The sequence below is a fragment of the Geobacillus zalihae genome (genome assembly GCF_030414215.1).
Taxonomy (GTDB): domain Bacteria; phylum Bacillota; class Bacilli; order Bacillales; family Anoxybacillaceae; genus Geobacillus; species Geobacillus zalihae.
On record NZ_CP129217.1, the window covers coordinates 1,349,536 to 1,364,175 of the forward strand.

Annotated in this window: 15 protein-coding genes; 10 read left to right on the forward strand and 5 right to left on the reverse strand. The window is 51.5% G+C overall.

Going from position 1 to position 14,640, the window contains the following annotated elements:
* The first annotated feature begins 223 nt into the window (after nt 1–223).
* On the forward strand, nt 224–778 hold the full coding sequence (locus tag QWV57_RS06905) for a YpiB family protein (protein ID WP_015374576.1): 555 nt from the start codon (nt 224–226) through the stop codon (nt 776–778).
* Between the two features lie 104 nt (nt 779–882).
* On the opposite strand, the gene QWV57_RS06910 is transcribed toward QWV57_RS06905, so the two are convergent.
* The 3 genes from QWV57_RS06910 to QWV57_RS06920 form a co-directional block, all read right to left on the reverse strand.
* Nucleotides 883–2,004 (reverse strand): NAD(P)/FAD-dependent oxidoreductase, encoded by a 1,122-nt coding sequence (locus QWV57_RS06910; RefSeq protein ID WP_015374577.1) that lies wholly within the window; start codon nt 2,002–2,004, stop codon nt 883–885.
* Nucleotides 2,005–2,110: 106 nt separating this feature from the next.
* A complete protein-coding gene (gene speD / locus QWV57_RS06915; RefSeq protein ID WP_015374578.1) occupies nt 2,111–2,905 on the reverse strand; it encodes an adenosylmethionine decarboxylase in 795 nt (264 codons plus the stop codon).
* Between the two features lie 136 nt (nt 2,906–3,041).
* Nucleotides 3,042–3,881, reverse strand: a complete 840-nt coding sequence (locus tag QWV57_RS06920) for an MBL fold metallo-hydrolase (protein WP_020755094.1) — start codon at nt 3,879–3,881, stop codon at nt 3,042–3,044.
* Nucleotides 3,882–4,238: 357 nt separating this feature from the next.
* On the opposite strand from QWV57_RS06920, the gene QWV57_RS06925 reads away from it, so the two are divergent.
* The gene (locus QWV57_RS06925; protein WP_033005632.1) at nt 4,239–4,496 is read left to right on the forward strand and encodes a membrane protein; all 258 of its coding nucleotides are present in this window, start codon (nt 4,239–4,241) and stop codon (nt 4,494–4,496) included.
* Nucleotides 4,497–4,627: 131 nt separating this feature from the next.
* On the opposite strand, the gene QWV57_RS06930 is transcribed toward QWV57_RS06925, so the two are convergent.
* Nucleotides 4,628–5,386 carry an SDR family oxidoreductase gene (locus QWV57_RS06930; RefSeq protein ID WP_020755091.1) on the reverse strand — a complete coding sequence of 253 codons (759 nt, stop codon included), beginning with the start codon at nt 5,384–5,386 and terminating at the stop codon, nt 4,628–4,630.
* Nucleotides 5,387–5,553: 167 nt separating this feature from the next.
* Here QWV57_RS06930 and QWV57_RS06935 point away from each other — a divergent pair, with 167 nt between their 5' ends.
* From QWV57_RS06935 to QWV57_RS06950, 4 genes are all read left to right on the forward strand, one after another.
* Nucleotides 5,554–6,024: a DUF2935 domain-containing protein gene (locus tag QWV57_RS06935; RefSeq protein ID WP_011230900.1), complete on the forward strand. Its 471-nt coding sequence runs from the start codon at nt 5,554–5,556 to the stop codon at nt 6,022–6,024.
* A 67-nt stretch (nt 6,025–6,091) separates the two neighbouring features.
* Nucleotides 6,092–6,409, forward strand: a complete 318-nt coding sequence (locus QWV57_RS06940; RefSeq protein WP_011230901.1) for a YbjQ family protein — start codon at nt 6,092–6,094, stop codon at nt 6,407–6,409.
* 193 nt (nt 6,410–6,602) lie between these two features.
* Nucleotides 6,603–6,911, forward strand: coding sequence for an ArsR/SmtB family transcription factor (locus QWV57_RS06945; protein WP_011230902.1), 309 nt, complete (start codon nt 6,603–6,605; stop codon nt 6,909–6,911).
* 17 nt (nt 6,912–6,928) lie between these two features.
* On the forward strand, nt 6,929–7,852 hold the full coding sequence (locus QWV57_RS06950; protein ID WP_020755087.1) for a cation diffusion facilitator family transporter: 924 nt from the start codon (nt 6,929–6,931) through the stop codon (nt 7,850–7,852).
* A 31-nt stretch (nt 7,853–7,883) separates the two neighbouring features.
* On the opposite strand, the gene QWV57_RS06955 is transcribed toward QWV57_RS06950, so the two are convergent.
* Nucleotides 7,884–8,771 (reverse strand): LysR family transcriptional regulator, encoded by an 888-nt coding sequence (locus QWV57_RS06955; protein ID WP_301101550.1) that lies wholly within the window; start codon nt 8,769–8,771, stop codon nt 7,884–7,886.
* A gap of 241 nt (nt 8,772–9,012) precedes the next feature.
* Here QWV57_RS06955 and QWV57_RS06960 point away from each other — a divergent pair, with 241 nt between their 5' ends.
* From QWV57_RS06960 to QWV57_RS06975, 4 genes are all read left to right on the forward strand, one after another.
* Complete coding sequence (locus QWV57_RS06960) at nt 9,013–10,836, forward strand: assimilatory sulfite reductase (NADPH) flavoprotein subunit (RefSeq protein WP_081132481.1); 1,824 nt, start codon at nt 9,013–9,015, stop codon at nt 10,834–10,836.
* Between the two features lie 25 nt (nt 10,837–10,861).
* The gene (gene cysI, locus QWV57_RS06965; protein WP_301101553.1) at nt 10,862–12,583 is read left to right on the forward strand and encodes an assimilatory sulfite reductase (NADPH) hemoprotein subunit; all 1,722 of its coding nucleotides are present in this window, start codon (nt 10,862–10,864) and stop codon (nt 12,581–12,583) included.
* A 136-nt stretch (nt 12,584–12,719) separates the two neighbouring features.
* Nucleotides 12,720–13,451, forward strand: coding sequence for a FadR/GntR family transcriptional regulator (locus QWV57_RS06970; RefSeq protein WP_015374591.1), 732 nt, complete (start codon nt 12,720–12,722; stop codon nt 13,449–13,451).
* A gap of 156 nt (nt 13,452–13,607) precedes the next feature.
* Nucleotides 13,608–14,618, forward strand: coding sequence for a mannonate dehydratase (locus tag QWV57_RS06975; protein ID WP_015374592.1), 1,011 nt, complete (start codon nt 13,608–13,610; stop codon nt 14,616–14,618).
* The last annotated feature ends 22 nt before the right edge of the window (nt 14,619–14,640 follow it).

A 14,640-nucleotide genomic window follows, 5' to 3' on the forward strand; every position in this document is an offset into this window, starting at 1 on the left:
CTGGAAATGAAGGGCGGCTGTTTTTCTATTTCGTTTGCCGCTTGGTGTCGGAATGAAAGGGGCCTTGCCCTGTGGTTTTCAGATGCACGGCGGGGCGCAATCAAGTATACTGGAAAACAAAGACGTGAATGGAATAGCAATGGATCATCGAGGCTTGTTGAGACGATCTTGCGCTGCGGCCGCTGTTATCTTCCATGGAGAAGCAGTTGAAGGGGGTGAGGCTATGACGAGATGGGTGTCCTATTCAGAAAAGCGGCAGTTCTTAACAACGTTTTTGCAGCAGCATCGTTTGAAGCATCCCGATGCCCGATTTGTGCTGCAATACTTGCTTCAACACCCCCATTTGCTTGAGAACGTCCATTTTACGGAAACCGAGCAAAAGCAGGCGCGGTGGCTGATCATTTCGACTGCGATGGCGGAAGAGGAAGGGCTCGTCTTTTATCGGCGCGGTCAAAAAAGCACGAGCCTTGCCTCGATTATGGGCGATTTGGCGCTGCATCCGAACGAGACGCTCTATTTGACGCTCCATTTTCCAGGAAAGGCAAGGAATTTTTCGTACCTTCGGCTTATTGATCACCAAGCGTTTGAAAATGTCAGGCGGCACGAGCGGCATGAGAAAATGGCGAAGGCGGCCGAGCAAGTGTTGGATGAGGCGCTGAAACGTCATGAACTATCGGTGTTGAAAATGCAAATTGACCAGGCGCTTGACCGAAAAGATATGGCGTTGTTTCAACAGCTGACGGAACAGTTGAAAAAATACGAAGGACAAAACAGCTAAACGGGCTGCGGGCCTGCATGGGGCAAGCCCGCAGCCGGCGCTGGCCGCTGAACGCGGCAGTTGGGCATCGGGTGGGAGTGCTAGTGTTGCACCGTGAGGCAGCGTCAGGAAGGCGGGATGATGGCCTCGGCGACGTTGTAGTCGAACGAATCAAGTTCAGTCGGGCGGCCGAGCACAAGCTTGGCAAGTTCTGCGCCTAAATATGGCCCGACGGTGAGCCCGGAAGAGCCAAGGCCGTTGGCTGCGTAAAGGCCGGTAAAACCGGGAAGAGCCCCGAAGACAGGGAGAAATCCAGGCGTGCGCGGGCGGAACCCGACCCGTGTTTCCACGTAGGTGCACGCCGACAGCCCTGGCGCGACGGCGAGCGCTTTGTCCAGTATTTCGTGGATGCCGCCGGCGGTGGCGCGGACATCCATCCCCGCTTCATCTTCATGGGTCGTTCCGATGATGATTCGCCCTCCAGGGAAGGCGAGCATATACTGATTGTTCGGGGGCATGACGACCGGCCATCGGTCGGTCTCGCCTGCCAACCATTCGAGATGAACGATTTGTCCTTTTTGCGGGCTGACGGCAAACCGAACGCCCAACGGTTCGAGCAGTTCGCCAGCCCATGCGCCGGCTGTGACGATGACCGCTTCGGCCGTGTATTTCGCTCCATTGACTTTCGCGCCGATGACGCGGGAGCCTTCAAACAGGATCTGGGCGTTTCCGCGGATGTAGGCGGCGCCAAGCTTTTGGGCCGCGTTTGTGAGGGCGTCCCGCACCGACCGGCCGTTCACACGGGCGGCGCCGCTCACATATAGGGCATGATGCTCACCGCCAAGCGGCGGAAACAGCTCCTTCGCCTCATGGGGATGAAGCCGCACGATCTCTCCCATTTCCGGCGCGTCTTCGCGCCGTTTGCGAGCGCGCTCCTCCATTTGTTTCAGTTTCTGTTCGTCCGTGTGCAGCCATAGGGCGCCGACGCGCGCATAACCGGTGTCCGTTTCCCCGAGCGCTTGCAGTTCTTCGATGAGGGAGGGGTAAAACTTCGCTCCGTTTTTGGCCAATCGGTACCATTTTTGGTTGCGGCGCTGCGACAGCCAAGGGCAGACAATCCCCGCCGCCGCACCGGTCGCCTGCCCTTTGTCGCCGCGGTCGATGATGATCACGTTTGCGCCTTCCTTGGCCAAATGGTAAGCGGTCGAGGCCCCTAAAATGCCGGCTCCGACGATGATGTACTTCATTCATGAACACCTTTTCCTTTTTTCTACTAGCATACCATAGACGGCGCCAATCGGGAACCGGTGTGGGCCGGCCCGAAAGCCGGCAGGCGTCAAAAAGGCGCCCGCGTCAAACGGTGTTCGGCATATTTTTTCCGTAAAAGATCTCATCCATTTCCCTTCTCAGCTTGGCGGTTGTTTCATTCGCTTCTTGTTCGCTCAAATCCTCTTTTGCATAGCCAAACAAGTAGTTGTCCAAGTCAAACTGTTTCAACTTGCATTTTGTGTGAAAAATATTCTCTTGGTAAATGTTTACGTCGATCATATCGTACTTTTCGCGAATGTGCTCCGGGATATAATCTTGAATCGACGTAATGTCATGGTCGATAAACAGCTTGTATCCGTGAATGTCGCGCGTAAATCCGCGCACGCGGTAGTCGATGATCATAATGTCGGCGTCAAATGAATGAATCAAATAGTCGAGCGCTTTGAGCGGCGAAATTTCCCCGCATGTGACGACATCAATATCGGCGCGGAACGTGCTGATTCCGTCATTCGGGTGATATTCTGGGTATGTATGGACGGTGATATGGCTTTTGTCAAGGGAAAGCACCACCGCCTCCGGCAAAGGGCCGTCATCTTCGGGCACCTCGACGACCGGCCCCTCGGAAACGAGCATCGTCACGCTCGCGCCCTGCGGAACGTAATCTTGCTTGGCGATGTTTAACACATGGGCGCCGATCATGTCGGCGACACGTTTTAAAAGATTCGTCAGCCGTTCGGCATTGTACACGTCGTCAATGTATTCGATATACGCCTCCCGCTCCTTCGCCGTTTTCGTATAGCAAATATCGTACATATTGAAGCTGAGCGATTTCGTCAAGTTGTTGAACCCGTGCAGCTTGACGCGCGGTGTTTCGTTCATCGACGGGACCCATCCTTTCGTTTTTTCTTAATTTGTCCCGTTGCTGGCGAAGATAGTAATTTTTCATTTGAAATGGAAGAAAACGGAATATGGGCTTGCCCTAATGGTCTATGGCCATTTCCGGGAAGCGTCCGCTTCAGCTTGCCCGTTTCGCTTGATATTCTTGAATGACCGACCGGACAATGTGAAGGGAGTCCCACTCCTTCGCCGAAAAAAAGACGATCGGATATTTTTTCGGGAAAAGCGTTTCTTGAATTTGTTTCGGCGGCATGCCTTTTTCGTATAAATCGATGATGTTGCCTTGAAGTTCAAGCAAGTAATCGAGTTTTCGCTGCAAGGCCTCGCGCCCGTTTGGGAGATAGCCGGCATGGGCGCAGAAGACGTCGCCGAAATCGTATGTCAACACGTGTTGCAAGGAGGCGATGATCGCCGGGATGTTTTCCTCGCGCAAGATGACTTTCGTTTTCTCCTGACAGTACAAGTCGCCGCTGAACAATTGCCCCGTTTCGCGGTTCAAAAACGCCACATGATCGATGGAATGACCTGGCGTCGGGATGACGTCCCACGTTGCGCTTCGCGAGGAAAACGTCGCGCCGATCGGTTTGGCAACGAACGGGTCGCGCTTGCCCCAAAACACTTTTCGGTATAGCGGATAGTCCGCCTTTTGCTGGCAATAATGGATCATCAGTTCGTGCATGTAGATGGGCAGGCCCATCTTTCGCTGCAAAAATGCCGCGCAGCCGGTATGGTCTTCGTGATAGTGGGTGATGACGACTTGATCGATGTCTTGGTGTTGAAAAAACGAGGTGAATTCGTGCTCCATTGATTTGGCGCCGGTGTCAATCAGCACCCCATCGATGACAAAGCAGCGGACGGTGAGGCGGACGCCTTGAAACGTCGCCGTTCCTTTGGCGATATGCACGTTTTGAACCACTTCCGTTTCAAACCGTTTTTTGATCACTTTCTCGATCAGCATGGCGAACGGGCCTCCTTATTGGTGTGAGGATGTTGTTACCATTATACCACAACAGAATGAATGTTCATTCATTTGTTATTGGCGTTTCACACCCATCATGTGCTTGATGGGATGGAGAAAAGCGATGCTACAGTTAAGCTTACTTCAATCAAGCGTCTGTGAATATCCCCTCTTTTGGGGGATTGAACGTTTGATCAAAAGGAACGATTCGGAAATATGCAGGGGATGGTTTTGCGCAACTTGTATGATAAAATGATAGAAGATCGTATCGGAATGCGGATGCAATGGATGGACATTTGCGCCGACGCCTCCAATGGAGGACCGTCCATATTTCCGAAAGGTGAGAAGGGGATGTTCATGAAAACCGTTATTCACGCTTTCGTCATTTCGATCATCGTTCATGTCGTGTATTTGGCATCAACCATCGGCATAGGGTATTGGAAAACGAAGCTTTACAAGCCCGATGTGGAGAATGCTTGGGAGAAAGCGGCCATGCTGCAAAATGAAGTGGTGTTTGGCCACACGGGGTCGCCGATTTTGTATTTGGTGTCGTTTGTTGGAGTGGCAACGGTCGTCGCTTTGGTAATGCACGTGTACCAAATGGTTCGCGGCTGACAAAAAGGAAAAGGAAAAAGCCGGTCCCGAAGGGGAACGAAACGTGTTGGGGCGGCTTTTCCTTTTCTGTTTTGTTTCTGAAAGATCTATCTCGCCTATAACCGAAAAGGTGGGTGGCAGCAGTGTCGTTGTCAATACGCTGTCCAGCCGGCGTCGGCAACGATCACGGCGCCGTTTAGAAAACTGGCATCGTCGGAAGCTAAAAACAAGGCGATGCTGGCGATTTCTTCCGGCTCGCCTGCACGAGGGTTGAGAGCCGCACCTGCCATGGCCCTCTCCATTCCGAATGGATTGGGCGCAGTGATCGTGGCGCCGATGTTTGTACTGACGCCCCCCGGTGCGATGGCGTTGCAGCGGATACCTTCTTTTGCATATTGAAATGCCACGTTTTTCGTCAGTCCAATGACAGCATGCTTTGAAGCAGTATAGGCGGCTCCGGCTCGCGAGCCATAAAGTCCGCCAACGGAGGCGATGTTGATGATCACCCCGCTTTTTTGGGGGAGAAAAATGGATAGTGCTTTACGAGTCGTACGCATGACGCTTGTTACATTAACCGCAAACACTTTCTCCCACAGCTCGTCCGTCACCTCGGCAGCAGGAACAAAGTTGTCCATAATTCCAGCATTGTTGACTAAAATGTCGAGTGAGCCGAACGCTTGCAACGTCTCATCGATTAATCGTTCCACATGTTCCTTATTAGCGACATTGGCGGTGATGCCGATAGCTGTTCCACCGTTTTCTGTAATCTCTTTGACCACAGCAGACTGCCCTTCTTCGTGAATGTCTGAGACGACTACTTTTGCTCCTTCTTTGGCAAACAACAGTGCTATCGCTTTTCCCATCCCTGAGGCGCCTCCAGTAACAACGGCAACTTTTCCCTCTAATTTCATAGCGCAAGCTCCTCCCTAATTTCAAAACATTATCTTTTCCATTTTGTACCCATGCGCTTGTCTTTTGTCACAGGAAAGATCAAAATATTTTTCTAGTTTATATTAGTGCATACTTCCACTGATCGATCCATACATTGAAAGAAGAGGGGAAACAGGGAGGGAAGAGCGTGCAATTTTACTACGGCCCACACATGCCGCTGCGCGTTTTGGATGAGATTGAATTCTGGAAGCACCAAGAGGAAGAACATACGGTCGTCATTCGCGAGCTTGCGTCTGGATTGGAAGCGCCATATGTAGAAGCGTTGAAAAAATGGGAGGAGGCGCTTTCGGCTGCGCATCAGCACGCGGTCCGTTATATCGAATCGGTGGTTCGGGCCGGCCATTATGTTCCTGAACAACTGCATCAACAAGTGCTCCATTTTGTGTCGTACTGCCTAGAGCAGAGCCTTCAGTTCATCGAATTATGCCGGCAAATCAAAACCCGCAGCAAAGCCGTCAGCCAAAACCCGACCGCCAAGGTGGTGCTCGATCACATCATTCGCGAATCGGAGTATTTTGTCGGCATCGCGCAGTTGTTGCTGTACGGTACTCATTCGGCATTGGCTGCACTGCGGACAGATTCATCGGCGACGTCATAGATGCAATGTAGTATAATGGAATTGGGTGCTTCCACCTATTATGATGAGCCACGAGGGGGACATAGCTGTGATTGTCACGACCACCAATACCATTGAGGGAAAAGAAATTGAAGAGTATTTGGGCATCGTAGCGGGAGAGGTCATTTTGGGCGCCAATGTCGTCCGTGATTTTCTCGCCAGCATCACCGACATCATCGGCGGGCGGAGCGGAACGTATGAAAGCAAGCTGGCCGAAGGGCGGGAGATGGCGATCAAGGAGATGGTCAATAAGGCGAGAAGCCTTGGCGCCAACGCCGTCATCGGGGTGGATCTCGATTTTGAAACGCTGCGCGACGGCATGATGATGTGCATTGCGACGGGGACGGCGGTGCGGCTGAAATCGTAATGGGAAAGCAGCGGGTCTATCGGCCCCTGCTTTTTTTTGCTTTGTCGGCTGCCGTTGTGGGGGTGTCAGTGCATCGGCTGTTGATGCTGATGGGGTTTTGCAGCTTGAAATAGGATTGACAGAAGAAAAAAAAGCGGTTTATGATTCGCATATATGAACAAATGCTCATATATTAAAATGTGAGGGAACAGCCATGAACGCAGAGGATCATTCGTTTTTAGATGAAAGTGTGATTGAGGAAGTGTCACGGATCTTTAAAGCCCTAGCGGATCCGACTCGGATGAAGATGTTGTATTTGTTGTCGCAGGAAGAATGCCATGTAGGCCATATTGCGGAAGTGCTCGGCATGTCGCAATCGGCGGTTTCCCATCAGTTGGCGCTGCTTCGGACGTTGCGGCTTGTGAAATATCGCCGTGAGGGGAAGATGTTGGTTTACTCATGTGATGACGAACATGTCATATCGTTGCTAAAGCAGGCGATTGATCACGCACAACACCAATAAATAAGGAGAGAAGATGGATGCATCATCACGCGCACGGCCATTGTGATCACCATCACGGGCATCATCACGGCAGAGAAGGAAATCAAAAAGGGCTGGCGATTGCCCTCGGTGTAACGATCGGGATCATGGTGCTCGAGTTTGTCGGCGGGCTTGTGACGAACAGCCTTGCTCTTCTTTCGGATTCGGGGCATATGCTGAGTGATGCCATTTCGCTTCTGTTAAGCCTGGCGGCGGTTTGGCTGGCGGCGAAGCCCGCGTCGCCGAAGAGAACGTATGGATTTTACCGGTTCGAGATTTTAGCGGCGCTAGTAAACGGGGGCACGTTGGTGGGGATTGCCGCTTGGATTATTTGGGAAGCGGTCGCGAGGTTTGTGAATCCACCTGCTGTCGCGAGCGGGCCGATGATGGCCATTGCTGTCATAGGGTTGCTGGCTAATTTGGCAAGCGCTTGGGTGTTAATGCGCAAAGGGGATGTCAAAGAGAACGTCAATGTCCGCAGCGCCTATCTTCATGTGCTTGGCGATGCGTTAGGCTCGGTCGGGGCGATCGCGGCGGGGCTTGTCATCTGGCTGTTCGATTGGTACGCGGCTGATCCGCTCATTTCCATTGCGGTGTCGGTGCTGATTTTAAAAGGGGCGTTGGCCGTGGTGAAACAGACGGTGCATATTTTAATGGAAGGAACGCCGGCGGCGATTGACCATGGGGAAGTAAAAGCGGCGCTCTCCGGCATTGATGGCGTGATCGATGTGCACGATTTGCATATTTGGACGATCACCTCGGGGCTTGATTCGTTAAGCTGCCATTTGCTCATTGAGGAAGGTTGCGATGGGCAGGCGGTTTTGCAGCGGGCGATTGATTTGATCGAGACGCGCTTTCACATTCGCCATGCGACGATTCAAATCGAAATGCCGCATATTCGCCATGGGGAGATGGAAGTATAGGGGAGGGCTGCCAAGCTTCTCCCCGTGTTTTTTAGGATCTCCAATTGTGTTGCAACGTTTCAAGGAAGATACGTACATTTTGCTTGTTTTCCATAATCGGTGCACAAATATAGGAAAACATTCGGTAAAACGGTGGATGGTTCAAGTGAACGATGGACAGGTGGCCGTGCTCGATGTCGCGGGCGACGACGCTGCGCGACAGCAAGGACAAAGCGTTGCCGTTGATCAGCGTTTCTTTAATGCCTTGGTTGCTGCTGATGATCATGAGCGATTGGATTTTCAGCCCGTTCGAGCGGATGAAATGATTGAAATATTCCCTTGTCCCCGACCCGACTTCGCGCGCCACCCACGCCTCGTTTTGCAGCTCGCTGATCGTGACTTCGCCTTTTTGCGCTAGCTCGTGCCGCTTGGAGGCGACGATGACGAGCTCGTCTTGCATAAACGGGTGGACGGACAATTCTTTTTCGTTCGTTTGCCCTTCGATCAAGCCGATGTCGACTTGATACGATTTGACGAGTTCGACAATTTCTTTCGTGTTGCCGATCATCACCTCAAGCTCCAATTCTGGATAGCGCTTTTGGAAATCGGGCAAAAGCGGGGGCAAAATATACTCTCCAATCGTAAAGCTGGCGCCGATGGTCAATTTGCCTTTCACTGAGTGATGGTGCTCCAAAATGTCTTGCTTCGTTTGTTCATAGAGCGCCATCATTTGTTTGGCGCGATCGTACAAAAGTTCACCTGTCGGCGTCATGCGCAGCCGCTTTGGGGAGCGGATGAACAGTTTCGTTTGAAACTCTTGTTCTAAATTTTTGATGTGCAAGCTGACGCTTGGCTGCGACAAATGGAGAATTTCCGCTGTTTTTGTGAAATTTTTCACTTCCGCCAATGTAATAAATGTTTTCAGTTCGTCATAGTACATCTTCATTCCTCCTGCCCATCGCTCGATCGTTGTTGCAGAGAGTATCTATTATAAAAATTAATAGTTTCAATAATTTATATTTATTTTACTAATGTTTTGTTTTGCGGTAAAGTGTAAATATGATATCTTCGATAAAGTATACTTGCCTTATAGGAATAATGGAATTTGACGCTCGTTCTGTCGTTGAGACCGAAACGACGTCAATCGTTCCATTTTATTTTATATTGTGAGGTGGACACCGTTGCAGCTGCAAGTAACCAACAGTCCGTTTACCCAGGAGCAGATTGAGCTCTTGAATCGTTTGTTGCCGACGTTGACGCCGTCGCAAAAGCTTTGGCTGAGCGGGTATTTGGCTGCTGCCGAGGCGGCGGTTGCCGTTTTGGATGCCGAAGCGCCAGCGCTGTTTGCTGGAAGCAGCAAACCGGTTTCGAAAGAAGTGACGGTATTGTACGGCTCGCAAACCGGCAATGCACAAAAGTTGGCTGAGAAAGCCGGCAAAGCGCTCAAAGAGCGTGGGTTTGAAGCGAAAGTGTTGTCCATGCTTGACTTTAAACCGAATGAATTGAAGAAAGTCGAGACGCTGCTTATCGTCGTGAGCACGCATGGGGAAGGCGATCCGCCAGACAACGCGGTGTCGTTTTACGAGTTTCTCCACAGCAAACGGGCGCCGAAGCTGAATCATTTACGCTTTTCCGTCTTGGCGCTTGGCGATACGTCGTATGAACATTTTTGCCAGACGGGGAAAGATTTTGACAAGCGGCTCGAGGAGCTCGGGGGAGAGCGGTTTTATCCGCGCGTCGACTGTGACGTCGACTACGAGGAAGCGGCGGCGAAATGGCTTGACGGCGTGCTTGCCGAGCTGAGCAAGGGGATCAATGCCGAGGCCGCGCCAGTGTTGTCGGCCGCTGCGGCCGTGCCGAAAGCCGAACCGGCGGTCGTCTATTCGCGGAAAAATCCGTTCCCGGCTGAGGTGCTGGAAAACATCAACTTAAACGGCCGCGGATCGAACAAAGAAACGCGCCATCTCGAATTGTCTCTTGAAGGATCGGGGTTGAAGTATGAGCCGGGCGATGCGCTTGGCATCTTCCCGAAAAACGATCCGGAGCTTGTCGATCTCATCATTCAAGAAATGAAATGGAACCCGGAAGAAACGGTGACGATCGACAAAGACGGGGAAGTGCGGTCGCTCAAAGAAGCGCTCACGTCCCATTTTGAAATCACTGTGTTGACCAAAGCGCTGTTGCAAAAGCTTGCGCCGCTGTCGAAAAACAGCGAGCTTCAAGCGCTCGTTGCCCCAGGCAATGAGGTGAAGCTGAAAGAATACGCCAAAGGCCGCGACTTATTGGATGCGTTCCGCGACTTCGGCCCATGGGATGCGGCGCCGCAACAAGTCATCTCGATTTTGCGCAAAATGCCTCCGCGCCTGTATTCAATCGCGAGCAGCTTAGCGGCCTATCCAGATGAAGTGCACTTGACGATCGGCGCGGTCCGTTATGAGTCGCACGGCCGCCTGCGCAAAGGGGTGTGCTCGACGTTCTGCGCCGAACGCGTCCAAATCGGCGATACGTTGCCGGTCTTTGTGCAGCCGAACCCGAATTTTAAGCTGCCAAAAGACCCATCGACGCCGATCATTATGATCGGTCCAGGCACTGGGGTTGCGCCGTTCCGCGCTTTTATGCAAGAGCGCGAGGCCATCGGGGCGAAAGGAAAATCGTGGCTCTTTTTCGGGGACCAACACTTTATGACCGACTTCCTGTATCAAACCGAATGGCTCGCATGGTTGAAAAGCGGTGTGCTGACCAAAATGGATGTCGCCTTCTCTCGCGATACGGAGAAGAAAGTGTATGTGCAGCACCGGATGATTGAACGAAGCAAAGAGCTGTTCGGTTGGCTTGAGGAAGGTGCTGTCGTCTACGTATGCGGCGACAAACAACACATGGCGCGCGACGTCCATCAGACGTTGATCGAGATTATCGAAAAAGAAGGCGGAATGAGCCGTGAACAGGCGGAAGCGTATGTCACGGAGATGCAAAAGCAAAAACGATACCAACGCGACGTCTATTAATCTCAAAGAAGGAGTGGAATCGGAAATGGCGAAAGTCGAGTTAAAAGCGCCGGACGGACCGCCAAGCGATGTCGAGCGCATCAAGCAGGAAAGCCGTTACTTGCGCGGCACGCTTGCCGAAACGATGGAAGACCCGCTCAGCGCAGGAATTCCAGAGGATGACAACCGGTTGATGAAATTCCACGGCAGCTATTTGCAAGACGACCGCGACGTGCGCACCGAGCGGCAAAAACAAAAACTGGAGCCTGCATACCAGTTCATGGTTCGCGTCCGCACGCCGGGCGGGGTGGCGACGCCGGAACAGTGGCTTGTCATGGATGAGCTCGCCCGCAAGTATGCGAACGGCACGTTGAAGCTGACGACGCGCCAAGCGTTCCAATTGCACGGCGTCTTAAAATGGAACATGAAAAAAACGATGCAAGCCATTAACAACGCGCTGATGACGACGCTTGCGGCCTGCGGCGACGTCAACCGAAACGTCATGTGCAACCCGAATCCGTACCAATCGGAAGTGCATGCGGAAGTGTATGAATGGGCGAAGCTGATCAGCGACCATTTGTTGCCGCGGACGAGGGCGTACTACGAAATTTGGCTGGACGACGAGAAAGTGGCGGGCACGCCGGCGGTTGACGGCGAAGAAGAGCCGATTTACGGACCGACGTATTTGCCGCGGAAGTTTAAAATCGGCATTGCCGTTCCGCCGTCGAACGACGTCGATGTGTTCTCGCAAGACATCGGGTTCATTGCCATTGTCGAAGACGGCAAGCTCGCCGGGTTTAATGTCGCCATCGGCGGCGGCATGGGGATGACCCATGGGGACAAAACGACGTATCCGCAGCTTGCCAAGGTGATCGGCTTCTGCCGGCCGGATCAAGTGGTCGAGGTGGCGGAGAAAATTATGACCGTTCAGCGCGACTACGGCAACCGCTCATCGCGCAAACACGCCCGCTTCAAATACACGATCGACCGCCTTGGCCTTGAAACGGTGAAAGAAGAAATTGAGCGCCGCCTCGGCTGGAGGCTCGGCGAAGCGCGCCCGTACCATTTCGAGCATAGCGGCGACCGCTACGGCTGGGTCGAAGGCGTCAATGGGACATGGCATTTCACGCTCTTTGTCGAAGGCGGCCGCGTCAAAGACTACGACGATTACAAGCTGATGACCGGCCTGCGCGAAATCGCGAAAGTCCATACCGGCGATTTCCGGTTGACGCCAAACCAAAACTTGATCATCGCCAATGTCACGAGCGAGAAAAAGCCGGAAATCGAGGCGCTCATCGCCAAATACGGCTTGACCGACGGCCGCCGGTACACCGCCTTGCGCCGCAACGCGCTCGCCTGTGTCGCCTTGCCGACGTGCGGTTTGGCGATGGCGGAAGCGGAGCGCTACTTGCCGAAACTGCTCGATAAAATCGAGGAAATTATCGATGAAAACGGTTTGCGTGACGAAGAAATCACGATCCGCATGACGGGCTGTCCGAACGGCTGCGCCCGCCACGTGCTCGCAGAAATCGCCTTCGTCGGCAAAGCGGTCGGAAAATACAACATGTACCTCGGCGCTGCGTTCAACGGCACGCGCCTTGGCAAACTGTACCGCGAAAACATCGGCGAAGAAGAAATTTTGCGCGAACTGCGCGTTCTCCTATCCCGCTATGCGAAAGAGCGTCTTGACGGTGAACATTTCGGCGACTTCGTCATCCGCGCCGGCATCGTCAAAGAAGTGACGGATGGGACGAATTTTCATGATTGAGGGCGAATAATGGATCAAAACCAGCTTCTCCTTGGCGAAAATGAAAAGGAGGGGCTGGTTTTTATTGTAATTTCTATATTGTGAAGCGTTCGAATTTGTCTTACAATCATAATATAGTGAAGGGAAGGTGAGGAACATGAGTGAACACGACATATTTGTAAAATCGGTAAATCGAAATACGTTGTCCAAACAGGTCATTGAACAGATTGTTCAGCTTTTGGCAAGCGGTCAAGTGAAGCCAGGCGATAAATTGCCGCCAGAGATGGAATTGATGGAGAAGTTAGGGGTCAGCCGGCCTGTACTGCGCGAAGCGTTGAGCTCGCTTGAGACAATGGGGGTGATTACACGAAAGACGCGGGGCGGGACGTATTTTAACGACAAAATCGGCAGTGAGCCATTTTCGGTGATGTTGGCATTGTCGATCGACAATTTGCCTGCTATTATTGAAGCTCGAATGGCGTTAGAGTTGGGGCTTGTGACAATAGCTGCAGAAAAAATCACCGATGAGCAGCTCGAGCAATTGAAAGAAACGATTGATATGATCGCGGATAGCGAAGATGATAATTATGGAGTGTACGACAAGCGTTTCCATAAAATTATTGCGCTAAGCGCCAACAATCCTGTCGTAGAAGGCATGATTTTTTCTTTGCTCATCACTCATGAGAAAATGGATCGGCTCATTCGGACGCGTGATCGTGAGATAACAGTTGAACATCACTTGGCCATTTATCATGCTTTAAAGAAGCGAGACCCATATGAGGCTTTTGCGCAAATGTATCGGCATTTAAGCTTTGTAAGGGAAAAACTTTTGAGTTACGAGCAACAGTGGTTAGAAAACACAACAGTTTTGACCAGCGATCCAATGTAAGGGGAAAGGGCTTTTGCCCTTTTATTTTTTATTTTCGGAATTGACTATAAAATAAATTTGTATTACAATTTTACATGAATACAATATTACATATTTTTAGAGGGGAGGCTATATCGAAGAGGACATTTCGATTCATACGCAAAGGAGGAAGCGACGATGATGAAAATTTCAGTGACGGTTTATTCAACGGATTTGAGTGATGCGGAATTGAGACAGTTGAGTCAGCTTGGCGTCGATTGTATTGACTTTGGCAGCGGATCGGCATTTCGAGGGGTGAAAGAACAAGGATACCCGGATCTTGACGAACTGCTGAAACTGAAGCGGCGTTTGCGTTCTTTTGGACTTGACATCAACCGTGTCACACTTCCTGATTTAACAAAGAATTTTATGGAAGGGAACCATGATGGTGAAAAAGAGCTGGAAAATTCTGTTCAGGCGCTGAAAGTATTTGGCGAAGCAGGTATTCCAATTGTTAGACAGCGATTTGAAGGAGATACATTTCCGCATCTAACTGTAAAGTATCGAGCTTTGCACAGGGGAGGAGCCATCGCGCGCGGCGAAATGCTTCTGACGAACGAGATGAATGGTGAACAATTGGTAAAGTCGTTTGAAACAAATTGGAAGCGTTTTTGTGAAGCATATCGACGGCTTGTGCCGATTGCTGAGGAGTATGGGGTGTCCATTGGCATGCATCCATCCGATGTTCCTCATCCCGGCACTTTATTTGGCGGCCTTGGCTACCAGCGAATTATTGATGAATTTCCCAGCCGGCATGTCGGCTATATATATTGCATCGGGACGCGGGCAGAAGAGGGAGGGAGTTCGCTCGTCTATGATGAAATACGCCACTATGGGAGAAAAGGGCGAATTTTCCTCGTTCATTTCCGCAATGTCCGCGGCAGCTTGCCGACGACAAAAGCGTTTGAAGAGGCGTTGCTCGATGACGGCGATCTGAATATGTGCAGAATCTTGCTAGAATTATATAAAGTAGGCTTTCGTGGTTGCTTAAATCCAGATCATGTTCCGATTTTAGAAGGAGCCGCATATACAGAGCATCCTTCTTGGCCCAACACATGCATCCACTGGAGTTACAACAATGTTGGTTATGCCTATTCGATTGGATATATGAAAGCGCTGTTGGCGGCGTTGGTTGAGTTTGCGGGATAAAACGATTAGGGAGGGTCAGACA